The sequence below is a fragment of the Rhizobium sp. ZW T2_16 genome (assembly GCF_044987325.1).
Taxonomy (GTDB): domain Bacteria; phylum Pseudomonadota; class Alphaproteobacteria; order Rhizobiales; family Rhizobiaceae; genus Neorhizobium; species Neorhizobium cellulosilyticum.
The window spans coordinates 477608-500469 of record NZ_JBJDRG010000001.1 but is presented as its reverse complement, the minus strand read 5'-3'; the positions used below and the strand labels follow the sequence as shown (position 1 = coordinate 500469).

The following is a 22862-nucleotide window of genomic DNA, read 5'->3' as shown; positions in this document are numbered from 1 at the left end:
TTGGAGAGTTCAGTCGATCAAAAATGGTCATTCTGAACCGGAAGGCGTAAAACGCACTTCATCCGCATTGCCTCCAAGGGTGTCTACGCGGACGCGCCCCTATAGTACAATGCCCCCTGTGACGCAAGGGTTTCGTGAATATGACAACGTGTTGTATTATTGTGGTCGCACAGCTACCTGTTGCGGGATATTTGCTCGCTGTTGATCCTAGGTAGGCCCCTCTTGCAAGATTGTTAAGTAAATTTCTTCTGGTTCAGCCGAAAACTGCAAACTGAGCCAGTAAGTATCGGATTTGTTAAATATACGACGTCGAAAAGCATCATCGATCTCAAGGAATGAAATTGATGTATGGCGTCGTCACTTGCCTGGTGCAGGAACACAATCTGAAGCTCGTGCTTGTGGCCGGCATGCTTTGCTTTCTGGCAAACCTTGCAACGGTGTCATTCATCGGTCGGGCACGGGAAACAAATCGTGCTGCGCGTATAACCTGGGCCGCGGTTGCTGCAGGAGCCGGAGGATTCGGCATATGGGCAACGCACTTTGTCGCAATGCTCGCCTATGATCCGGGGCATACTTTCCGCTTCGACTTTGCACTGACGCTGGTTTCACTGGGGCTGGCTTTCATGGCCACCTTTGCCGCGGCCGCCATCATTCTCATCATTCCGACGCGTTCCGCGGCTGCAGGGGCGGGTGTTGTGTTCGGTGCGGGAATTTCCTGCATGCACTTCACCGGGATGTCTGCCATCGAGTTTGCCGGCGCGATTGTCTGGGATCGTTCGCTGGTGGTTGCCGCGATTGCTGTGGCCATACTTATGGCGCCGATAGGCTTTGTCATTGCGCTATCGAGAGGCGCAAAGGCCGTCGTCCTGGCTGCGGGCATTTTGTCGCTGGCGATTGTATGCATGCACTTTATCGCCATGGGAGCGGCAACTTTCGTTCCTGATCTGTCCATGGCAATCGAAGTTGGCTCGATGTCAAAGCCGCTGATGTTATCGACGATCGTCGTCGTGTCCTTGTCGCTCATCGGGTCGGGGGCGACAGCCGCGATCGTTTCGAGCCGCGCCGCGCGATCGTCCAAGGCCAGCGAGAGGAACTTCCAGCTGCTCGTTCGTGGCGTGACCGATTATGCGATTTACATGCTGGATCCAGCAGGCATCGTGACGAACTGGAATGCCGGTGCCGAGCGTGCAAAGGGATACGCCGCAAAGGAAATTATTGGCCAGAGTTTCGCGCGTTTCTATTCGCGTGATGATCAGGCTGCGGGGATGCCCCAACTGGCCTTGTCAACGGCGCGCGAGAGCGGTCGTTTCGAAGCAGAAGGAAAGCGATACAGAAAAGACGGTACGTGGTTCTGGGCGCATATCGTAATCCAGCCGGTCCGTGATGAGGACGGCGTGCTGATCGGTTACGCCAAGATCACGCGCGATATAACCCGACAGAAACAAGACAGTGACCGCATCGCTCAGGTCACACAAAATCTGGATCTTGCGCTGGAAAACATGAGCCAGGGCATCTGCCTTTTCGACCGTCACGAAAGGCTGATACTTTGCAATGGACGTTATCGCGAGATGTTCAAGTTTCCGAAAGGCTTCGTTACGCCTGGGATCAGTTACTGGGACATCGTGCGCAAGGGTTATGAGATGTCCTACTTCGACCCGCAAGATGCTCTGACGCGTGCGCAAAAACACTACAATCGCTATATGTCTGCAGTGAGATCAGGGCAGCGTGGCATCGTGCACCGCACGGCCGGTGGACAGACATTTCGCATTGGACTGAACGTGCTCACCGACGGGGGCTGGGTTTCGACCTTCGAGGATATCAGTGAACAGGTTCGCTCCGAGGAGCAGATCGCCTTCATGGCTCGTCACGACAGCCTGACGCAACTTCCCAACAGAGCCGCTTTCATGAGCCATCTGGAAAGCGAGGTTCTGCATGCGGAGAGTTCCGGCCATCGGCTGGCGGTGATCGGTATCGATCTGAACAGGTTCAAGCAGATCAACGACCAGTTGGGACATGGCGTTGGCGATGCCGTGCTCAAGGAAATTTCCCGCCGCATGCTCAGGGTCATCGGGGCCAATCAGATCTTTGCTCGTTTCGGCGGCGACGAATTTGTGGCGGCCATGCGATATGACGAGATCGGCGAAGTCGGTGTGTTGCTGGATCGCATGATGAGCGAATTCAACCGCCCCATGGATGTCGAGGGACATCGCCTGAGCACCGGTGCGAGCATGGGCGTTGCACTCTATCCGAATGACGGACAGTTGCCGGAGGCGCTCATTGCCAACGCCGATCTTGCGATGTATCGCGCCAAAGGATCGCTATCCGGCCAAGTCTGCTTCTACGACGTGGAAATGGATGAGGCCGCCCGTGACCGCACCAAGATGGCGAAGGAGCTTTGGGTCGCCATCGAGGAGAAGCAGCTTTACCTGAATTATCAGGTCCAGAAGTCTGTTTCCACGGGAGAGATCACCGGTTACGAGGTGCTGCTGCGCTGGCGTCATCCGGAGCGAGGCCTCGTTTCTCCTGCAGATTTCATACCTGTTGCGGAGGAATGCGGCGCCATCCTGCCCATCGGTGAATGGGTGCTTCGCGAGGCTTGCCGTGAGGCGGCCGGCTGGCCCGTCGCACACAAGATTGCAGTCAATCTTTCGCCTGTGCAGATCGCACACACGGACATGCCGGCGCTCGTCCATCGGGTTCTGATCGAGACGGGATTGAAACCTGGCCGCCTGGAACTGGAGATTACCGAGAGTTCGATTTTCAGCGACAAGCAGCGGGCGCTGCATGCGCTGCGGGCAATCAAGGCGCTCGGTGTCTCCATCGCCATCGATGATTTCGGCACCGGCTATTCGTCATTGGAGACGCTTCAGTCCTTCCCGTTCGACAAGATCAAGCTCGACCGCAGCTTTCTGGCCGATGTCGAGAGAAGCGAGGAAGCGAAGGCAATGGTCCGGGCCATTCTGGCTCTGGGACAGGGATTGCGCATTCCGGTTCTTGCCGAAGGCGTCGAGACGTCGGTCCAGCTGGATATCCTCAGGCAGGAAGGTTGCCATGAGGCGCAGGGCTATCTTCTTGGGCGACCCATGCCGATCGACAAGCAAAACCTCACCGAGGCGGCCTGACCGTCTCGGGTGACGGACTGAGGCTTCGGCATCAGCGGCGGGCTTCGCCGCCCGGTGCGTAGACCGACTTTTGCTCGAAGCGGAACTTGAAGCCGCAATCGCTGCAGCGGATCATGTGCTTGCGCGGGTCGGTGGAGGCAAATTCGGTGCGAAAACCTTTAGGGAGCTCATCGACACGGAAATCCCGGTTGGCGGCGCGCTTGTCATCGATTTCGGAAACTTCGGCAAAACCGGTATTGCCGCACTGGGAACATTCGAGCTTTCGGGAATAGCGGTCGCGGGCGGCCATGCAGGACTCCTTGGATATACCGGACCTACATAGTCAACGTGTTTGCCGAATGCAAAACGCCGGGACGATTGCCCCGGCGTTTTGCTGCTGTCTTCCAGCGATTTTTATCAGCGGCGGCATTCGCCGGATGAAATGATCCCGAAGCCGGCGTTGTTTGCCTCGCAGGCATTGGGGAAAGTCTGGTTGCGGCCGCCGCGCTGGCCGCAGACGGGTCGGTATTCGCGGGTGCAGATGCCGCCGGGCTGAGGGCGGCCTGGATTGCCCGGCCTGTCCCAATCGGGACGGTCGGGTCTGCCGGGGGCTCTGCATTCGCCGGAACCGACGACACGGAAGCCGCGCGCATTTGCCTGGCAGGAATTGCCGAAGGTTTCCAGTCGTCCGCCTCTTTCGCCGCAAACCGGGCGATAGTCCATGGTGCACATCTGCGGGCCGCGGTCGGGGCGGGGAGGTGGGTAATATCCTCCCGGGCCGGAGGGCGGGCCACCTTCGACGCAGGCCGAAAGAAGCGGTAGCAGTATAAGAAGCGGCAGCTTTGCCATATGGGTCGATATGAATGACATTCGTGATTCCTCCCCGTTGAATTGAAATCAACCTAAAACATCGGGCCGAAAATCGATATCGACTTTCGGCCCGAGTGAAATATTCGGATATTTACGTGTGACTGCTGGAAGCAATCAATCGAACAGGCTGGAAACGGAGGATTCCATTGCCGTGCGGTTAATCGCTTCGCCGAGAAGCTGCGCCGTCGAGATGACGCGAATGTTCGGGGCGGATTGAACTGCCGTCGTCGGCTGGATCGAGTCGGTGATGACCAGTTCCTTCAGCTTCGACGAGGAAATACGGGTGACTGCGCCGCCGGACAGAACGCCATGGGTGATATAGGCGGTGACGCTGGTGGCGCCGTTCTTCAGCAGGGCTTCAGCCGCATTGCAAAGCGTACCGCCGGAATCGACGATATCGTCGATCAGCAGACAGTCCTTGCCGGTCACGTCACCGATGACGTTCATGACTTCCGATTCACCGGCACGTTCACGACGCTTGTCGACGATGGCGAGCTGGCAATCGAGACGCTTGGCGAGCGAACGGGCACGCACCACGCCGCCGACGTCGGGCGAAACGACCATGACGTTGTTCAGGTCGTAGTTTTCCTTCACATCGCGCGCCAGGATCGGCACGGCGTAGAGGTTGTCCGTCGGAATATCAAAGAAACCCTGGATCTGGCCTGCATGCAGGTCGAGGGTCAGAACGCGGTCGGCGCCTGCCTCGGTGATCAGGTTGGCGACGAGCTTGGCCGAGATCGGTGTGCGCGGACCTGCCTTGCGATCCTGTCTTGCATAACCGAAATAGGGAAGCACCGCCGTGATGCGCCGTGCGGACGCTCGCCGGAACGCATCGATCATGATGAGCAATTCCATCAGGTGATCGTTGGTCGGGAACGACGTGGACTGGATGACGAAAACATCCTCGCCGCGCACGTTTTCCTGAATTTCTACGAAGATTTCCTGGTCTGCAAAACGCCTTACACTGGCTTTTCCGACTGGGACATTGAGATAGCTGCAGATCGCGTCGGCCAGATGCCGGTTCGAATTGCCTGCGAAAACCTTCATTTCGGTCCGCCTGTATTGAAGCTGGATGGGGGCCTTTTACCGCCGCTGCCCTTGAATGCAAGAGCGTTTTCCAAATGCACACGCAATTTTATGAATGAACTGTGACTTGAGGCCCTAAAAAGCCCTTTTCACAGTCGCGATGCCGTTTGCCGCCAGTCGAGATAACCCGATATGGTCTTGTCCGCAATCGACTGCATGACGGATGCCGGTATTGCCGCCCAGGGATCCGGTCCTCGTGCGGAAAGTGTTTCCTGCCCCTGCATCCGGTGTAGCCGCGCGCCGCCATTGTCGAGAACGTCCCAGACATAGACGACCGTCACCTTGCCATCATCGGAGAGGGTGGAGAAATAGCCCTTCAGGATGTGTTCGGTGTTGGTATCTGAAGAAGATTTAATGCGTACACCGCTTGTACGAGCGGCGACTGCAAGCTGGCGCGAGAGAGGTGTGACGGCTTCGACCGGAGCGCCGATGATTGGAAGGAAACGGATCGTTCCAGCGCTTTCAGCCGATGTCGATGGCAATTCCGCCTGATGTGCCGTGGAGGCGATCGGTGGGCTGCCGGAGGAAGGCGTCTCTATCTGGCCGTTGGCGACTTGGCCTTGCCATTCCGGCGGTGGGCCTGATGAGGAAGGCGAAATGGCCTCGCCGTCGTCCAGAGCTCGGGCCTGGCTATCCAAGGTATTGCCCTGTCTATGGGCATAGATATTCGAGGCAGGTGGAGCGGATTGAATCGGCGAGGCGTTATAGGTTCCGACCATTCGATCGGTATCGGCCTGGGTGACCGGGCTGGAGGTTCTCTCCGTTCCGCCACCGATATCGACCTGCGGCGTCAGGGCATCGGTCGTATTGCAGGCTGAAAGCGCGAGCGAGAAGGCAAGAGTTGCAGCGATATGCCATGATCCCGATCGCTGCACCCATTTACCTCTCTAATCCCCGCCTGCTTACGAGCTTAGAGGTGGGGTTTCGGATGTGTCAATTGCGGGAAATGGTGCAGTCAGCAGACGATCAGGTCGAGGCCTCTTCGTGATAGCGGTTCCGGCGCACCTTCGGTCGTCAGATAGGTGTGACCGAGCGTCATTGCCGTGCCGCTGTCGGAATCCATGATGATCATGTGGACAAAGAGTGTCATGTCGGGAAGTATTTCCTGCTGGTTGCCGACATGGAACATCTGCTGCTCCATCCAAGACGGCGAGAAGCGGGCACCGAGCGAGTAACCGCAGGCGTTCAGCCGGTGGCGGGAAAGGCCGCGTTCATCAAGGATGCGGGCATGGGTGTCGAAGACATCGCCGAAGGTGTGGCCGGGGCGAAGCACTTCCTCGATCGCCTGGATGGTTTCCAGGCAGGCCTTGTAGAGCTCGCGGTGGCGGAGCGACGGCTCGCCGATCACGACCGTACGCATCATGGCTGCATGATAATGCGCGGAGGCACCGGCCCATTCGAGCGTCAGCTGGTCATTGGCTTCGAGCTTGCGCCGGCCGGCCTTGTACCTGCACAGAAGCGCATCCTCGCCGGAGCCGATGATGAATTCGTTGGCCGGATAATCGCCGCCACCGGAAAATACCGCGCCCTGCATTGCGGCCAGAATGTCTGCCTCATCTCCGCCGGCCTTGATCAAGGGAAGGGCCGCATCCAACGCATCGTCTGCCAGTTCGGCTGCATGCCTTGCATAGGCGATTTCGGCCGGGCTTTTGATCAGGCGCAGGCCGCCGACGAGATAGGAGGCGTCGATCAATTGACCGAACGTGGAAAGCTGGTTGTCTATGAGGCGGGCGACGCGGCCGGTCATGCCATGCGTATCGTATTCAATGCCGATTTTTGCTCCGAGCAGATCCATGTCGCTCAGGAGGTTCTTCAGGTCGAGCGTAGGGTCGGCATTCACCCGATCGACCCAGATGGAAATATTCTCGATGATCGAAGTCTGGCGTGCCTGACGCAGATCTGCCGACCGTGTCAGCAGCGTCATGGACCCGTCCGCCTTGACGATCAGCGTTTGGAAAAAGCAATAGCCGAACGTGTCATAGCCGGTGAGCCAGTACATGCTTTCCTGAGCGAAGAGCAGCACTGCATCGAGCTTCTGCTCCTGCATCTCGGCGAGAAGCCGGTTCAGGCGGGCGGAATATTCGTCGCGTTCGAAGTGCAAGGCCATATCAATCCTCCCGGATCGTGATCGCTGAAATCTGGCGGCCGTAGTCCGGCTCTTTTGCGTGAGTAGTGCGTCGATAGGAAAAGAAACGCTCGGCGTCCGGATAGGTGTCCAGGTTCAGGTTTTCTGCCTTTACGCCTGCATCGGTGAGACGCTTGATGGTCATTGACGGAAGGTCGAACATCGCATGGTGCTGCTTCACCGAGGGGGAAAAGAAGATTTCGTAGGAAGGGTTGGCAGATTTGAAATTGGAAACGAACTCTGGTCCCACCTCGTAGCTCTTTGGTCCGATCGATGGGCCGAGAACAGCGGTAATGCGGCCGCGATCCGCGCCGAGCGAGACCATGGCTTCGATGGTGTTTTCGAGCACGCCGTGGAGCGCACCTTTCCATCCCGCATGGGCGGCACCGATCACGCCGGCTTCAGCATCTGCAAACAGGATCGGGCCGCAGTCGGCCGACAATACGCCAAGCACGATGCCCGGAAGATTGGTCACCATCGCATCGGCCTTGGGCCTTTCGCTCGCTGCCGATTGCTCGTCGACGATCACGACATCGGGAGAGTGGACCTGATGAACAGTCGCCAGCCGCTCCAGCGGCAGGTCGAACCATGCTGCAACACGGGCACGATTCTCAATGACCCTGTCGCGGTCGTCATCGGAGCCTATCCCGACATTCAGGCCTGCATAGATGCCTTCGGAAACGCCGCCCTTGCGGGTGAAAAAGCCGTGCCGGATGCGTGAGCCTGCCCGTTCGCGTAGCAATTCGCTTTCGATCGGCAGCGGCAGGTCGTTATTCGGCATAAGCGTCCATCCTGTTGATTTTACGAGATAATGCACGCGAATGCGGCTGTTTGCGCCGGCGAGAGTGGCGCAGAAGACGCCAATCTGTCAATGCGGTTCGGCTAAAGCGCGTTTGCGCGCCAGGCCTTGATGATCAGTCAACCGGGCGGAACGGCATGAGTTTCAGGGCCGGGCTCGAAACGGCGATGACCTTGAAGAGTTCGCCCATCTTTCCCGCACCTTCTCCCGCCAGGCGATCGACCGCGGCGCCGATGAGGCGTTGCTCGGGGGGATCCTTATCGCGGGCAAGAGCCGTGGCGCGTTCGGCAAGGCCGAGGCCGTAGAGAAATTCGCCCTGACGCAGACCCCCATTAAGATGAACGCCGCTTGCGAGAGCCACCTTGGCAAGGTCTTCGAAATCAACATGGCTGGTGAGATCCGCTTCGCCGGGATGGGCGAATGGCGGGTCGAACTCGTGGTTCATCACGGCCTGCAGTGTATCGCCGAAGCCGGTGACCATGTGGCCGTAATCGATAATCAAGGCGGTGCCGCCGTGTTGCCCAAGGCGCTCGCAGAGGGTCTGCATGACAGCCTGGCGGGCAGGGGCGACTTCGAAGATCGTACCGTCCGGAACCGCGCCGGTATGAGACGGAAGAAGTACCGGATCGACTGTCGCGACACCGGCCGCGAATGCGAGCTCATCATTGATATCCAGGCCGATCAGCCGCTCGCGGAAACCGGTCGGCGTCTTGATGAACTGGCGGATCGGGATGGCGTCGAACAGCTCGTTTGCGGCGATCAGGCAGAAACCTTCCGGGACATCCTCGAAACTGTCGTGCCAGTTGATCATCGTTGAATAGGCTTCGAGCGTCACTCGCTGGACGCCACGTAGGCGCTCGCTGGTTTCCACCAGATGCACGGTCATCCGCTCGAACAGGGCGGGCGAGATCCGTTTGATGACGCGCAGCATGTCGGCCATCATCGTGCCGCGGCCGGGGCCGATCTCGACGAGGCGGACATTTTCTGGCGTGCCGTGCTGCTGCCAGGCATGGACCATGAAGATGCCGACCATCTCGCCGAACAGTTGGCTGATTTCCGGCGCGGTGATGAAATCGCCGTGACGGCCGAAGGGTTCGCGGGTGCGGTAATAACCGTATTCAGGATCGGCGAGGCAAAGCGCGAAATAATCCGTAACGGTGATGGGACCGTTTGTCCGGATCAGATTCTTGATCTTTTCGGCCAGGGGAGTGGTGTTGGAGGTGCTCATGGCAGACTCGATCCCTCATGCCTTGGCGGTACGGGCCGCAACCAGCGCCCGAAGAGCAGCCCAAAGACCAATCAGCACCATCGGGGATGAAAGGACCATGCCCATGGTCAGCCAGTTCGTGCCAAGAAGATAACCCAGCTGCGCGTCCGGTTCGCGGAAAAACTCGACGAAAATGCGCGACAAACCGTAACCCATAACAAAGATGCCTGCGATAAGGCCCGGCTTCTTGAAAGCCTTGATGCCGAAGATCAGAGAGGCAAGCAGGAGGAGAAGGAGAATTCCTTCCAGTGCGGCTTCATAAAGCTGGCTCGGATGCCGGGCAAACGGGCCGCCGGTGGGAAAAACAATCGCCCAAGGTGCCGAACTCAATCGCCCCCAGAGTTCGCCATTGATGAAATTAGCGATACGACCGAAAAGCAGGCCAATCGGTACGACGGCAGCGATGATGTCAAACATGCTCCAGACGGGGATCACGTTCTTGCGAGCAAACAGGATCATCGCAACGATCGCGCCCATCAGGCCGCCATGGAAGGACATGCCGCCATTCCAGATCTGGATAATGCGGATCGGGTTTTCCAGCATGACAGGCAGGTCGTAGAACAAGACATAACCGGTGCGGCCACCGACCACGATACCTACGGCAATCCAGACGAGGAAGTCGTCCAGATGCGTCTTTGTCATTGGTGCGGCATCGCCTTTCCACAGCGTCGGCCGGTCGATCAGCTTGCGGGCATAAAGCCAGCCGATCATGATGCCGGCGACATAGGCAAGGCCATACCAGTGAACGGCAAGAGGCCCGATGGCAAATGCTACCGGATCGATATCTGGAAACGGCAGAATGGCGAGAAAATTCAAGGCTTCGTACAATGTTTGTTCCCGGTTTGACCGACCTTGGCGGACCATGGCCTTACCAAAAGTGGCGGTCAAGCCGGAATCGTGCAACCGGTTACCACAGTAGTGGATGGAGCTTGCAAGAGACCGCCGCTGGCCCTACTTTCTTGTCATGGACTTAATGATATGCCGGGGCATTTCCGCCGGCTTCAAGGAGATGACGACATGTCGACCGGGACCAATCGTATTTTCGACGACTTCGCAAAGATCATGACCGACGCAGCGGGCGCTGCCCAGGGTGTTCGCAAGGAGATGGAAACTGCCTTTCATGCGCAGGCCGATCGTTTCCTCAACAGCATGGACGTGGTCAAGCGCGAGGAATTCGAGGCAGTGCGCGAGATGGCTGCTCGCGCTCGCGACGAGAATGACGCGCTGAAGGCCCGTATCGAAGCGCTCGAGGCTAAGCTGGCTTCCCAGCAAGGCTGATTGCAGAGCTGCCCGTCTTCCAGAATCGTTTCGGCCTCTCATGTCCGCATGGGAGGCCGATTCGTATCTGTCATTAACTTTTCCGTGCCGAGTCGGGACGATGTCCCCTCGTGGTGAGGTGTGAATGTCCTCAAAAAACTCCCCCCTGTGGACACTTCCGAAAAAGCTAAGCGACAGAGTCAGTTACCCATCTCCGCTGATCTCCGATACGAACCAACCGAGTGCGTAACCCACCGAAATAATGGGGGGAGGGGGTAGAAGCTAGAAGTGGTCTAGCTACACTGATTTTAAATGATGATTCGAAACGGACTGGTAAGCTCCAGGCAGGGTTACAGCGTTAATCTGGCGGCGCCGTAAGATCATCGGGAGTGTTGTTTCCGGTTAATTGTTTCGCGTGTTGGCGTATCTCGCAACGTCGCATTCATTCCGGTCGAAAAGGTGCCGCATGAGCCTGATGGAATTGGAAATTGAACGTCAATCGAATCCGGTCGACATGATCGAATTCGTCGCTGCGTCCAACGACTGGACGTTTGAACGCTCCGGCGAAGACGAAATCGCCATGACCGTGGAAGGCCGCTGGACCGACTACCACGTGTCATTTTCCTGGATGGAGGATTTCGAGGCGCTGCATCTGGCCTGTGCCTTCGATCTCAAGATCCCCGATACGCGCATGAACGAGATCCTCCGCCTGCTGTCGCATGTGAACGGCCAGACGCTGATGGGCCATTTCGATCTGTGGCGTCAGGAGGATGTGATCATTTTCCGTCAGTCGCTGCTTCTGGCCGGCGGTGCTGAACCAACCAATCAGCAGGTGGAAGTGTTGCTTTCCAGCGCGCTGGATGCCTGTGAGAGCTATTATCAGGCATTCCAGTTCGTCGTCTGGTCGGGCATGGAAGCCAAGGCTGCCATGGATGCGGTTCTTTTCGAAACCGTCGGCGAGTGCTGAAAATGGTAGCTGGCAGCGGATCGATCGTGCTCGTCGGCGCCGGCAATATGGGCGGCGCCATGCTGTCCGGCTGGCTGGACAAGGGCGTTGCAGGCAACCGGATCACAGTCGTCGATCCGTCTCCTTCGGAGAAAATGCAGGCGAAAATTTCGGCAGCAGGCGCAAAACATGCGACATCGCTGCCCGAAGGCATGATCGCCGACATCCTTTTCCTGGCGGTCAAGCCACAGATGATGGATACGGTTCTGCCGCCCTTGAAAACAACCGTCGGCGGCAAGACGGTTATCGTTTCCGTCGCGGCAGGCAAGACACTCAACTATCTTCAAAGCCATCTCGGTGATGCCGCCATGGTCCGTGCAATGCCGAATACCCCGGCGATGATCGGCCGCGGCGTGACTGGCGCTTTCGCCAATCAGCGTGTCAGTGATCAGCAGCGTCAGGCTGTCGATGAATTGCTCAGGGTCAGCGGACCCGTTGAATGGGTCGCAACCGAAGCCGACATCGACGCCGTGACGGCGGTGTCGGGCAGTGGGCCTGCATATGTATTCTATCTCGTCGAGTGCATGGCAGAGGCGGGTCGCAAGTTGGGCCTGCCGGCGGACCTCGCCATGCGGCTTGCGCGGGAGACCGTCTCGGGGGCTGGTGAGTTGTTGAACCAGTCCCCGGAGGACGCGTCTCAGCTTCGCAAGAACGTCACGTCGCCGGGTGGCACGACGGCTGCAGCACTTTCCGTGCTGATGGCGGATGACGGTATACAGCCGATCTTCGACAAGGCGATTGCCGCCGCACGCACACGGGCCGAAGAACTGGGCAGCTGAGCAGATAAGGTAGCAGGCATGGCAGACGAGATTACATACGGGGATTTCGAAAAGGTCGATATCCGGGTTGGAACCATCGTCGAGGCCGAACCCTTTCCGGAAGCTCGCAAGCCTGCTTACAAGCTGAAGATCGATTTCGGTCCCGAGATTGGTGTGAAGAAATCATCTGCGCAGATCACCGTGCACTACACGGTGGATCAGCTAATCGGTCGTCAGGTTCTCGGTGTCGTGAATTTTCCGCCGCGCCAGATTGGTCCGGTTCGTTCCGAAGTGCTCACCCTGGGCTTCGAAGACGATAATGGGGCGATCGTGCTTGCCTCGGTTACGCAGGGTGTTCCGAACGGGCGCAAGATGATGTGAGCTGGCGACGGAAGCTCCGCTAATTCACATTTCGTTTTCATGTAAATTGCGGCGCCTCATTATGTTTCCGTGCGTGCTGCAAGACGCCGCATCTGAAAACCTGTCTTAGATTGCTCAAATCCAGCAGCGAGATAGAAGTCCAAAATCTCGCGCCGTTTCGAGCCAGTCATCAGCATCACCTTATAACAATTGGCCTTCCATGCTGCGTCCGCGGCATGTTGGAGGATCTGTTTGCCAAAACCTCGATTTCGAAAACCGCGGTGTGTGACGACATTCTCGATCAGGCCATATGATCGACCGCCTCGCGCGAGGTTGGGGATAACGACAAGCGTGCATGATGTCGCCAATACGCCGTCTGCCAAACCAATAACAATCATGCTGCCCGCATAGGCTTGAAACCGTTCAAAGACGTCATGCGCCAATTCGAGGTGGGGCCTATCATCCCCTTCGGCCAGATGTTGATACAGTTCGATCAGGGCAGGTAGATCGCTCTGATCTGCTTGCCTGATGTCCAGGACCGTCTCATCCAAATCGTTCACGCCGGTATCCGCACGATCGCCCGCAAGCCGCCGCTCGGGCTTTCTCCCAGTGTGACGTTGCCGCCGTGCGCGCGGGCGATGTCGCGGGCGATGGCAAGGCCGAGGCCGGTGCCGGAACTGTCCAGATTCCGAGCCTCATCTAGCCGGTAGAAGGGTTTGAAAACCTCCTCGCGTGATTCCGCCGGTATGCCTGGGCCGTCATCGTCCAAAGTCAGGGTAAGCCACTTGGCGCTATGCTTTGCGTGAATGTGCAGCGTTTTGGCATAACGCTCGGCGTTGGATACCAGATTGCCTGTAAGTCGGGTAAAGGCATTCGGCCTAACCGCGATTTCATCCTCGCCGTCGATTTCGTACGTCAGCTTGCGGCCGCGCAACTCAAAGTCATTTCGGAAACGCTCCAGCAATTCGCTGAGATTTAGCGTACCAAAGTCTTCCTCTGCCTCGCCCTTGGCGAAGGCCAGGTAGCCTTCCAGCATGGACTGCATGTCGTTGACGTCTTCGGTCATGCCGGAGAGTTCCGGTTTGTCGCCGGCAAGCGCCAGTTGCAGCTTGAACCGGGTGAGGATGGTGCGCAGGTCGTGGCTGATGCCGGCGAGCATGGCGGTGCGCTGTTCCATCTGCCGTTCGATGCGCTCGCGCATCTGGATGAAGGCGAGGCCGGCGCGGCGAACCTCGTCTGCGCCACGGGGTGAAAAGCCTTCCGTCTTCTGGCCCTTGCCGAAGCTTTCGGCTGCATTGGCGAGTGAAAGAATGGGGCGGATCTGGCCGCGCAGAAACAGAATGGAGATCAGGACAAGGACTAGCGCAATGCTGACCATCCAGACCAGGAAGATGTGGGTGTTGGAGGCGTAGGTAGACCCACGGCGAACAAAAACCCTGAGTACGCGCTGATCAAGTTTGATGCGGATCTCGACGAGTTTGCTGTCGCCGACCGTATCTAGCCAGAACGGCATCTTGATCTGTTGGGTGATCTGGTCGGTCAATATGCCATCCAGTATCGAAAAGAAGGGCCGTGGCCGGGGCGGCGGCAATTGCCCGTTCTCCTCCACAGCGATCGTCAGGTCCAGTGTCTGGTCTGCTATCCGCGTGATTTCATTGTAGTTGCTGTCTTGCGGATAGCTGCGAATGACCTCGATAATGGCCGCAATATCACGGACGGTGCCATCCGAAAGGCGCTCGGTGACCATGCGCCAGTGCCGTTCCATGAAAACGGCTGCGACCGCGGTCTGCAGTAACAACATGGGCAGGATAACGATCAGCAGCGAGCGGGTATAAAGCCCCGTCGGCAGCCAACGTCGCAGCCAGCGCGTTAGTGGACGCCAGCCCGGAATGCTGAGCGCTGCCGCGTTCTGTCTCAGCGTGTCGAAAAACGCCATTGCTTCTCCATTGCCGACCGTTCCAGGTCGACTAGTCGATGCTCAGCCTGTAGCCGATGCCTCTAACCGTCTGAAGATAGACCGGATTGGCCGGATCGTCTTCTATCTTCCGCCTGAGGCGATTTATCTGCACGTCGATCGTTCGCTCCCCGACATCGGAATCATCACCGATCAGTTCATGGCGCGGGATGGTATCTCCAGCGCGCATGGCAAACATGAGCATGATTTCCTGTTCCCGGTCCGTCAGTCGAATGGTTTCAGCCGCTCGACGCAGTTCCTTGCGGGATATGGAGAAAGTGAACGGTCCGAAGATCACCTGCTCGATCTTGGGTGTCTCGGACGCGCTGCGGCGCAGAATATTGTTGATGCGCAGAACCAGTTCGCGCGGGTCGAAAGGTTTTGCCAGATAGTCATCGGCACCGGCTTCCAGCCCTTCGATGCGGGCATCCGCCTCGACGCGCGCCGTCAGCAGGATAACCGGGATCGTCTTCTTTTCGTAAAGTGACTTCGTCAGAGACAAACCGGATTCACCCGGCATCATGACATCCAGAATGATCAGGTCGAAATGCAGACCTTCCAGCTTGCGCCGCGCTTCCGCCGCATCGCCTGCGATGGTAACGCGAAAGCCCTGTTCCGCAAGATAACGGTTGAGCAGGTCGCGGATGCGCTTGTCGTCATCGACGATCAGCAGGTGAGGTGCATCATCTGTCGGCGGTGTTCTCGTCATAAGGGCATCCTACACATCATCGGCGGGCGGCAGGCTTTCGTCGCGGCCTCGCATTTTCTTCAGGAATTCCTTCACTGCCTCGCGATTGCCCGGCGTCAGGTCTTCCATGGCATGGGCGATGCGCAATGATTGCGGCTCCGATAGGGCAAGCGACAATTCCCGGCCGGCCAAGGTGGGGTAGAGCCGCCGCTCGCGCCTGTCCTTCGCTCCCGCCATCTGGCGAATGTAACCGGAATCGATGAGGTGCTTCAGGACGCGCGAGAGACTTTGCTTGGTAATCTGCAGCGTTTCCAGAAGGTCGCTTACCATCAAGCCGGGATGGCGGCTGACGAAATATACGACGCGGTGATGCGCCCGACCCATGCCTATCCTTGCCAGAATGGCATCCGGATCGGAAATGAAATCGCGATAGGCGAAAAAGAACAATTCGATAGTCTCGAAGTCGATCCGGCTTTCATCGACTGCCGGCATTGGCAGCTGGTCTTTCCTGACGGGTTTGGCCGCCATTGATCGAGACACGTTCAGTTCCTTTCTACGGTGCGGCGTGGAATGCCGCGCCACATACCCCTGCGATTGTAATGCGTCGTGCTCGATAAAGCGCGATCGGCTTGAACAATCAACAGAATTTGTGTGATTTCGACCGAGATACTCTGCGAACGGCGTCGATCCTATCAGCTTCGGTTTACACGGAGCGATGGAACCTTATGGCGTGCCCCTCATTAAAACAGCCAGAGACCTTGGAGAGTTTTAATGCAGACATATTCAGCCTTGCCGCCGATCACGATCGACAGACCCCAGCCGCATCCGCTACGGGCTGTGTTCGTAACGGTGATTGCCCTAAAGCTCGTGGTATGCGCTTTTCTTCTGGCCAACGCATCGCTCGCTCCTCCGGTAGCGGCTGACACACGCTACATGGTTGCTGCCGACGAGTGAATTTCTGGCTGCTTTCTGTTGCTGCAGGCGATATATCCGGCAAGGCGTAATCAAGCCAAGGTCGGAGATCATGGGAAAACTTCAAGCCGGGATCATTCCCGTCACTCCGTTTCAGCAGAACTGTACAGTCTTCTTCGACGATGAGACCCGCGAAGGCGTGGTGGTGGATCCCGGCGGCGACGTATCGCTGATAGAGCAGACGGTGCGTGAGAATGGGTTGTCGATCAAAGAGATATGGATCACCCACGGACATATCGATCACGCTGGCGGAGCAGACGAACTTCGCGAAATCCTGAATGTGGAGGTCATCGGACCACACGTGGACGATCTGCCTTTACTCGAAAGGCTGGAGACGCAGGCTCAGTCTTTTGGTGTCAGGATGGAGGCGCGTAATCTTGTTCCGGACCGCTGGCTGTCCGAGGGAGATATTGTGTCTTTTGGCGAGCATGTTTTCGAAATCTATCATTGCCCTGGACATGCGCCCGGGCACGTCATCTTCTTCAACCGCGCACAGCGCTTCGCGCATCTGGGGGACGTGCTTTTCAATGGCTCGGTAGGACGGACGGATCTGCCGGGGGGCGATCATCAGACCCTTCTCAATTCGATCAGGGAAAAAGTCCTGCCGCTTGGCGACGATGTCGGTTTCCTGTGTGGTCACGGTCCAGGGGGACGTATTGGCGAAGAGCGCAGAAACAATCCCTATCTGCAGGATATGTATTCGATCTAGGAATAGGGGCCGGGCGCCACATTCTACAATCTTCGAATGCGCGAGATCACGTCGAGATTACTGCGTTTTACAAGGAGTGTGAGGCGCAGGATCTAAATCTATGGCATAAAAAAACCCGGCAAGACTGCCGGGCTCCAACTTGGGTCAAAGCCTCACAGGCTTAGCCGTCGATCTGCAGGTTAACGGCCTTAGGGCCTTTCCCGCGGCGATCCGGCTCCGTGTCGAAGCTTACTTTCTGATTTTCGGAAAGACCGGACAGGCCAGACGCCTGGACGGCAGAAATGTGGACGAAGATATCGGCGCCGCCATTATCTGGCTTGATGAAGCCGAAGCCCTTGTCGGTATTGAAGAATTTTACAGTGCCAGTTTCGGCCATGCAGCAGGTCCTTTTCTTTCTGTCCGTGTTCAGCGGCGGACAGCACAACACTATTGCCCCCAAAGGGGGCGGCGGCAGGCAGTTTTAAGAAAGGGTCCCTGTGTTACCGCGGAGAATGGCAGGAATAGATTTTTTCAAATTGCCCCCAAGTTCCCCGCCCGAAGTTTTGGCGACTTCGGATCGCATTATTATAGGTCTTCCCATGCTCGTAAATTGCCCGAACGGGGGCAGATTGCTGTGTTTATAGGGAATTGGCAAGAAAAAGTTTTGCGAAACTGCGCCGTGAAGTTGAAAAGGCATTGCCTCGGAAGCCGTTGGAACGTAGGCGTTTTTGACGGGTGGACAGCTTTGGCGCTATGAAATCCATCCAACCATCATTGATTGTATTCAACAATGTGCGGGTTTGGCACAGTGAGTGGATTGCGACTGGTGGATCCATCTTGCCCGATGGAAGCGTCTCGACACCGTTTGCTGATCGGTTACCCGCTCATAAATTGGCCGCATTTTGGGATGTGCAATTCCCTTTCTTCCGGTTTTGCACGGGGAGCAACAATAGGTTGCGCCTGTGGGTCACCCGGCATTAACCACCACGATGGTGGCCTGATTGAGTGTTCACGGAGTTTGATAGGTCGTATTCAAGCTTTCCGCTTGAAAGAGCGGGCCTCATTCGACATACAACTTCGGGCGATTTTTTTGACCTTCGCCGCGTTGCAACAGCTCTCAGGACCTCGATTATGGCCTTTCTTGCCGATGCCCTCTCCCGTGTAAAGCCGTCCGCCACCATCGCCGTTTCTCAGAAAGCGCGCGAGCTGAAAGCGAAAGGCCGGGACGTCATCGGTCTTGGAGCCGGCGAGCCGGATTTTGACACGCCTGACAACGTCAAGCAGGCGGCGATCGACGCGATCAACCGCGGCGAGACGAAGTACACGCCGGTTTCTGGTATTCCGGAACTGCGCAAGGCCATTGCCGCGAAGTTCAAGCGTGAAAACGGCCTCGACTACGATTGGCAGCAGACGATCGTCGGTACCGGCGGCAAGCAGATTCTTTTCAATGCCTTCATGGCAACACTTAATCCGGGTGATGAAGTTGTCATCCCGGCTCCCTACTGGGTTTCCTATCCTGAAATGGTGGCGCTGTGCGGCGGTACGCCGGTTGCCATTTCGACAAGCCAAGAAAACGATTTCAAGCTCACGGCTGAAGAGCTGGAAAGCGCCATTACCCCGAAGACGAAGTGGTTCATCTTCAATTCGCCGTCCAACCCGACGGGCGCTGCCTATAGCGCGGCCGAACTGAAGGCTTTGACCGACGTGCTGCTCAAGCATCCGCATGTCTGGATCCTGACCGACGACATGTACGAGCATCTCACCTTCGGTGACTTCAAATTTGCAACGCCGGTGGAAGTCGAGCCGAAGCTCTATGATCGCACGCTGACGATGAATGGTGTGTCGAAGGCTTATGCAATGACCGGTTGGCGTATCGGTTATGCAGCCGGCCCGCTGCCGTTGATCAAGGCCATGGACATGATCCAGGGCCAGCAGACCTCGGGTGCATCGTCGATTGCCCAGTGGGCGGCCGTCGAGGCGCTGAATGGCCCGCAGGACTTCGTCGCCAAGAACAAGGCGATCTTTGAGGGCCGCCGCGATCTCGTCGTGTCGATGCTGAACCAGGCCACCGGCATTGTTTGCCCGAAGCCGGAAGGTGCCTTCTACGTTTATCCGTCCTGCGCAGGCCTGATCGGCAAGACGGCTCCGTCGGGCAAGGTTATCGAGACGGACGAGGATTTCGTTTCCGAACTTCTGGAATCGGAAGGCGTTGCCGTCGTTCATGGTTCGGCCTTCGGCCTTGGTCCCAACTTCCGCATTTCCTATGCGACTTCGGAAGAGCTGCTGGAAGAAGCCTGCAAGCGCATCCAGCGCTTCTGCGCTGCCTGCCGGTAATCGCTGACTACCTTTTACGAAAAAGCCCGCTGGAAACGGCGGGCTTTTTTGCGTTTGCGATCTGCGACGGCTTCAGAAGCGACGACTGAGCGAAATCTTGAAGTTACGGCCAGGCATGGCGGTAATGCCATCGTTTAGATAAGGCTCGTATTTCTTGTCAAAGATATTCTCGATCGCGGCGTGCAGCTCGGTATCTTTCATGAAACCTTGCTTCGGCGTCCAGTCAAGGAAGATGCCATGCACCGCATAGCCGGGGCTTTCGGGCCGGGCGTAGGTGGAACCCATGAATTGCCGGATAGGTGTCTTGTCCTGCGCCTTCACAAAGGTGCCGGTCCAGCCAAAGGACAGGTCGTGATCGGGCATTTTAATGCCGAATGTAAGGTCGGCCGTAGTCGGGGCCAGATCGTTTACATAGGTCCTTGGTCCGCGAATGTCGTTGACGGCGCCATGCCGAGTACCTGTCATCATCGAGAAGCCGAGATCCGCGAACATCCAGTCGGTGTCATAGTGTGCCTGGATCTCAAGGCCGGTCGTGTAATAGGCGGGCACGTTCCAGTACCAGTCCACCCCATCGGCACCCATGCCTGACAGATTTCGGCTGCCGAAACGCCGCGCTACCGGATTGGTCACGTGGTTGTTGAAGACGGCGACCCGCGTGGAGAGCGTATCTCCGGATGTGATCACGTCATCAAAGTTGAAATCGACGCCAAGATTGATTGTGTTGTTTCGTTCAGCCTGCAGTTCCCGGCTGGTTGCCGGTGCTGAGCTGAGTGCGCTCTGGTTGGAATATAGTTCGTCGATGTTGGGCGCGCGCATGGCATAAGCCCAATCGGCGAACAAGCGTATATTCGGCGTCGCAGTCCAAGCCAGGCTTACAGCCGGAGTGAAGCCATGATGATCGACTGCCGAAAAATCGTGGCCGGCTGCCGGATTGTTGTAACGCGGAGCAGCGTTAGGAACGCCTTCCGAGCGCACCCAGTCGAAGCGCAATCCCGGTGTCAGGGTCAGGCTATCGGTCAGGTTGATCGTATCGCGGATAAAAGCGGAAGCGGTGTCCTGCGTGCCTTCTGGCATGAAATAGGGCGCGTAATGCCCATAATTATAGTCTGGTTTTGTACTGTTGGCGATGTCGAACATGGAGATATCACGCTTGTGAGCGTTGTATTGCAGGCCATAGTTGATGCTGTGCAGCATTCCGCCCAGAGTGAGATCCGAGGTGTTTTCCAGTTCCAGATGAATGTCGGAGTAAGCTGCGTCGTTTTCCAGTCCGCCAACGGAAGCAGATGGACTTTGATCGCCCGGGCGGGTCGCGTGCTGGCGCGTTGAGGAGTAGCTCGCCATGAAATGAGGATTCCAGAGTGCGCTGTCACCGGTATACTTATAGTCGAAAGTTGTGGTCAGATCCTTGAGTTCACGCCAAGCCAACCGGCGCCTAACCGCTTCCTGATAACCGTATTTTTTGATGTCGCTTGCATTGACTTCGAGTTGTCCGCGGATAGCCGCGACCGGTCCCCAGTTGTTGCTCTCACCATAGAGCAGCGATGTCTTGATCTCGTGGCCGTCGAATTCCGCGCCGAATTTGCCCATGCCTGAGGCGAGCTTCTCATCGGAGAACAGATACCGCTCGCCCCCGCCGATCCGCATGTCATCGCCCTTGCGCCACGTCAGAGAGAGGATGCCGTCATAGGTAACCGGGGTTCCGAAATCCGAGCGACCGTAGAGTGCGCCGGTTTCCAGGAACTGCCTGTTGGCCGTCTGGTAGGCGGTCTTGCCGTAGAAACCCCAGGTCTGGCCGGGCTTCAGCATATCGGCCGCATCCTTGCTTTCCATTCGAATGGTGCCGCCGAAGCCGCCGTTGCCGTAACGCACAGATGTGGCGCCCTTGTCTATCTCGACGCGCTTCAGAAGTTCAGGTTCAACGAAGATCGTGCCCTGATCGTATTTTTCGAAATTCTTCGGAGCACCGTCGAGCAGGACGCGTGTATCGGTCTGGCGGGAGAAGCCACGGATGGAGATGGTCTGCCCCTGAAGCCGCACGCCGCCGCCCATGGAGACACCTGGCGTGTGTTTTATGAGTTCGGGAATGCTGGCAGCCTGTATTCTCGCCATCGATGCCTGGTCGATCACTGATTTGCTCGGGTCCCCGTCGCCATAATAGCGGCTGCCGGTGAGAATGATCGGCTCCAGAGCCGTCTGTTCGCCAGATGTTGCATCCGCTCTGCCTGCCTTACTCAAAGTCACCATTGACGTGCCAGAGTAGCGATATGAGATGCCGGTGCCGACCAGGAGGCGAGATAGCGCCGCCTCCACGGTCAAGTTTCCAGAAATGCTCGCTGTCGAGACGCCCTGTGTTACCGAAGCGTCGAAAGCGATCTGTAGCCCCGCCTGTGCCGCGAGAGCATTGAGTGCTCTGGTCAATGTACCGGCAGGAATATCAATTGAAACGGTGGCGACTTGCTGGGCGCGTGTCGCCTCGACCGTCGAAAATAGTGCGGCACCGCTCAAAAGTACGGCAAGTAGCCGGCGCTGTCTGTACATGCTGCTGTGTGTCGTCGAATGTGTCATAGTCCCCCGGACCTGTCCGTTGAAATGTACTTCTGCGCGGTTGACGGGCGGGGACGCGCTTTTGGGACAGGGCCAAGAAAAAAATTACCGTCGCAGGACCGCGAGGTAGGGACCGAGCCGGGTAATCCGGATGCCGATCGCGTTTGCAAAGGCGTCAAGGGCCGCATCGGGATGCGCCAGATCAAGGCTTCCCGAAATCCTTCTGTCGGCGAGATCGGACTGCGCGATCACTATCCTGCCTGGAATGTAGCGATCGATCTGCTCCACCACCAAAGACAGCGGGGTGTTGTCAAAAACGATCCTGCCCTGCCTCCAGGCGGTCGCGGTGTCCATATCTGCCGCCTCTGCGACTTGAAGACGGCCATCGGGATCGTAGGAAATCTGCTCACCTTCGTGGAGCCGATGCGCCCGATCGCCGTTTTCGGAGGCGACCATGACGGCGTGCTCGGTGACGACCACCATTGTTTCCCGCTTCGTGAGGTTGATATCGAAGGCAGTGCCGAGTGCGGTTGTCGTGCCTTTGCCCGCTTTCACGACGAAAGGGCGCGTCTGATCTGCTGCGACCTCGAAAAAGGCTTCGCCGCGCAAGAGGGTTATCCTGCGCTCGTTTGGCAGGAGATGGATGGCTATTGCGGATTCGGCATTCATCTCGACCTTGGAGCCGTCCGCCAGCGTTACGATTTGTTTTTGGCCCGTGCCTGTCATGACATCTGCGCGCAAGCGCATTGGCCCATCAGCCAAGGTGAAAGCTATAGACCCAGCTATAACCAAAAGCAGACCCGCTACGACATTGCGTGGGCGCAACAGCGGTTTGTGGGCTGCGTTTCGAGTGAAGTCCAGATCATTGCTCAGAAGATGGCTGGCATCGCCCATGGCGCGGCGCGCGCGGTCAAAAATCTGGCCTCTGGCTGGATCCTCATTCAGCCAATGTTGAAATCGCTCCTGCAGCGCTGCATCATCCGGATCCTCCTGAAGTCGCAACATCCAGTCGACCGCCTGCGCGCGAAGTTTCTTTTCGTTTGCCTTTGTGTC

At 57.4% G+C, this 22862-nt stretch carries 23 protein-coding genes and 1 pseudogene; 8 read left to right on the top strand and 16 right to left on the bottom strand.

Going from position 1 to position 22862, the window contains the following annotated elements; translation table 11 throughout:
• Window positions 1-344: 344 nt before the first annotated feature.
• On the top strand, window positions 345-3122 hold the full coding sequence (locus ACI3K0_RS02365) for an EAL domain-containing protein (protein ID WP_183821398.1): 2778 nt from the start codon (window positions 345-347) through the stop codon (window positions 3120-3122).
• A gap of 31 nt (window positions 3123-3153) precedes the next feature.
• Here the strand turns inward: ACI3K0_RS02365 and ACI3K0_RS02360 are convergent, their stop codons facing one another.
• From ACI3K0_RS02360 to lgt, 8 genes are all read right to left on the bottom strand, one after another.
• A complete protein-coding gene (locus ACI3K0_RS02360; RefSeq protein ID WP_183821399.1) occupies window positions 3154-3411 on the bottom strand; it encodes a hypothetical protein in 258 nt (85 codons plus the stop codon).
• 107 nt (window positions 3412-3518) lie between these two features.
• A complete protein-coding gene (locus ACI3K0_RS02355) occupies window positions 3519-3971 on the bottom strand; it encodes a Kazal-type serine protease inhibitor domain-containing protein (protein ID WP_404944849.1) in 453 nt (150 codons plus the stop codon).
• 114 nt (window positions 3972-4085) lie between these two features.
• Window positions 4086-5018, bottom strand: coding sequence for a ribose-phosphate pyrophosphokinase (locus tag ACI3K0_RS02350; RefSeq protein ID WP_148147504.1), 933 nt, complete (start codon window positions 5016-5018; stop codon window positions 4086-4088).
• Between the two features lie 128 nt (window positions 5019-5146).
• Window positions 5147-5932 carry a hypothetical protein gene (locus tag ACI3K0_RS02345; protein ID WP_343062209.1) on the bottom strand — a complete coding sequence of 262 codons (786 nt, stop codon included), beginning with the start codon at window positions 5930-5932 and terminating at the stop codon, window positions 5147-5149.
• An 80-nt stretch (window positions 5933-6012) separates the two neighbouring features.
• On the bottom strand, window positions 6013-7164 hold the full coding sequence (locus ACI3K0_RS02340) for a Xaa-Pro peptidase family protein (RefSeq protein ID WP_148147506.1): 1152 nt from the start codon (window positions 7162-7164) through the stop codon (window positions 6013-6015).
• Between the two features lies 1 nt (window position 7165).
• Complete coding sequence (gene pgeF, locus ACI3K0_RS02335) at window positions 7166-7963, bottom strand: peptidoglycan editing factor PgeF (protein WP_148147507.1); 798 nt, start codon at window positions 7961-7963, stop codon at window positions 7166-7168.
• Between the two features lie 133 nt (window positions 7964-8096).
• Window positions 8097-9209 (bottom strand): class I SAM-dependent methyltransferase, encoded by a 1113-nt coding sequence (locus ACI3K0_RS02330; protein WP_183821401.1) that lies wholly within the window; start codon window positions 9207-9209, stop codon window positions 8097-8099.
• Between the two features lie 15 nt (window positions 9210-9224).
• The gene (gene lgt, locus ACI3K0_RS02325) at window positions 9225-10076 is read right to left on the bottom strand and encodes a prolipoprotein diacylglyceryl transferase (RefSeq protein ID WP_183821402.1); all 852 of its coding nucleotides are present in this window, start codon (window positions 10074-10076) and stop codon (window positions 9225-9227) included.
• Window positions 10077-10265: 189 nt separating this feature from the next.
• Here lgt and ACI3K0_RS02320 point away from each other — a divergent pair, with 189 nt between their 5' ends.
• The 4 genes from ACI3K0_RS02320 to ACI3K0_RS02305 all read left to right on the top strand — a co-directional run bounded on the left by ACI3K0_RS02320 (window position 10266) and on the right by ACI3K0_RS02305 (window position 12650).
• The gene (locus ACI3K0_RS02320) at window positions 10266-10526 is read left to right on the top strand and encodes an accessory factor UbiK family protein (protein ID WP_183821403.1); all 261 of its coding nucleotides are present in this window, start codon (window positions 10266-10268) and stop codon (window positions 10524-10526) included.
• A 445-nt stretch (window positions 10527-10971) separates the two neighbouring features.
• Complete coding sequence (locus ACI3K0_RS02315) at window positions 10972-11472, top strand: YbjN domain-containing protein (protein WP_112456667.1); 501 nt, start codon at window positions 10972-10974, stop codon at window positions 11470-11472.
• 2 nt (window positions 11473-11474) lie between these two features.
• Window positions 11475-12290, top strand: coding sequence for a pyrroline-5-carboxylate reductase (gene proC / locus ACI3K0_RS02310; protein ID WP_183821404.1), 816 nt, complete (start codon window positions 11475-11477; stop codon window positions 12288-12290).
• Between the two features lie 18 nt (window positions 12291-12308).
• Window positions 12309-12650, top strand: a complete 342-nt coding sequence (locus tag ACI3K0_RS02305) for a tRNA-binding protein (protein ID WP_183821405.1) — start codon at window positions 12309-12311, stop codon at window positions 12648-12650.
• A gap of 59 nt (window positions 12651-12709) precedes the next feature.
• Here the strand turns inward: ACI3K0_RS02305 and ACI3K0_RS02300 are convergent, their stop codons facing one another.
• From ACI3K0_RS02300 to ACI3K0_RS02285, 4 genes are read right to left on the bottom strand one after another with little or no spacing between them, the layout of a single operon-like run.
• Complete coding sequence (locus ACI3K0_RS02300; RefSeq protein WP_343062210.1) at window positions 12710-13189, bottom strand: GNAT family N-acetyltransferase; 480 nt, start codon at window positions 13187-13189, stop codon at window positions 12710-12712.
• Complete coding sequence (locus tag ACI3K0_RS02295; protein ID WP_148147512.1) at window positions 13186-14565, bottom strand: ATP-binding protein; 1380 nt, start codon at window positions 14563-14565, stop codon at window positions 13186-13188. Before ACI3K0_RS02295 ends, ACI3K0_RS02300 begins: the two co-directional genes overlap by 4 nt.
• A 31-nt stretch (window positions 14566-14596) precedes the next feature.
• Window positions 14597-15292, bottom strand: a complete 696-nt coding sequence (locus ACI3K0_RS02290) for a response regulator (RefSeq protein WP_148147513.1) — start codon at window positions 15290-15292, stop codon at window positions 14597-14599.
• Between the two features lie 9 nt (window positions 15293-15301).
• The gene (locus ACI3K0_RS02285; protein WP_183685845.1) at window positions 15302-15763 is read right to left on the bottom strand and encodes a MarR family transcriptional regulator; all 462 of its coding nucleotides are present in this window, start codon (window positions 15761-15763) and stop codon (window positions 15302-15304) included.
• 279 nt (window positions 15764-16042) lie between these two features.
• Between ACI3K0_RS02285 and ACI3K0_RS02280 the strand changes: the two genes are divergently transcribed.
• Together ACI3K0_RS02280 and ACI3K0_RS02275 are read left to right on the top strand one after the other, a co-directional pair.
• A complete protein-coding gene (locus ACI3K0_RS02280; RefSeq protein WP_148147514.1) occupies window positions 16043-16225 on the top strand; it encodes a hypothetical protein in 183 nt (60 codons plus the stop codon).
• A 70-nt stretch (window positions 16226-16295) separates the two neighbouring features.
• Window positions 16296-16952, top strand: a complete 657-nt coding sequence (locus ACI3K0_RS02275; RefSeq protein ID WP_183821406.1) for an MBL fold metallo-hydrolase — start codon at window positions 16296-16298, stop codon at window positions 16950-16952.
• A gap of 160 nt (window positions 16953-17112) precedes the next feature.
• On the opposite strand, the gene ACI3K0_RS02270 is transcribed toward ACI3K0_RS02275, so the two are convergent.
• Window positions 17113-17328, bottom strand: coding sequence for a cold-shock protein (locus tag ACI3K0_RS02270; protein ID WP_112456660.1), 216 nt, complete (start codon window positions 17326-17328; stop codon window positions 17113-17115).
• Between the two features lie 734 nt (window positions 17329-18062).
• On the opposite strand from ACI3K0_RS02270, the gene ACI3K0_RS02265 reads away from it, so the two are divergent.
• A complete protein-coding gene (locus tag ACI3K0_RS02265) occupies window positions 18063-19265 on the top strand; it encodes a pyridoxal phosphate-dependent aminotransferase (RefSeq protein WP_148147516.1) in 1203 nt (400 codons plus the stop codon).
• Window positions 19266-19337: 72 nt separating this feature from the next.
• Here ACI3K0_RS02265 and ACI3K0_RS02260 read toward each other — a convergent pair whose 3' ends face one another.
• From ACI3K0_RS02260 to ACI3K0_RS02250, 3 genes and pseudogenes are all read right to left on the bottom strand, one after another.
• Window positions 19338-21803, bottom strand: a complete 2466-nt coding sequence (locus ACI3K0_RS02260; protein ID WP_404944848.1) for a TonB-dependent hemoglobin/transferrin/lactoferrin family receptor — start codon at window positions 21801-21803, stop codon at window positions 19338-19340.
• Window positions 21804-21914: 111 nt separating this feature from the next.
• On the bottom strand, window positions 21915-22163 hold the full coding sequence (locus ACI3K0_RS02255; RefSeq protein WP_404945124.1) for a hypothetical protein: 249 nt from the start codon (window positions 22161-22163) through the stop codon (window positions 21915-21917).
• Window positions 22164-22325: 162 nt separating this feature from the next.
• Window positions 22326-22814: pseudogene (locus ACI3K0_RS02250) on the bottom strand (FecR family protein); the annotation flags it as partial.
• Window positions 22815-22862 lie beyond the last annotated feature (48 nt).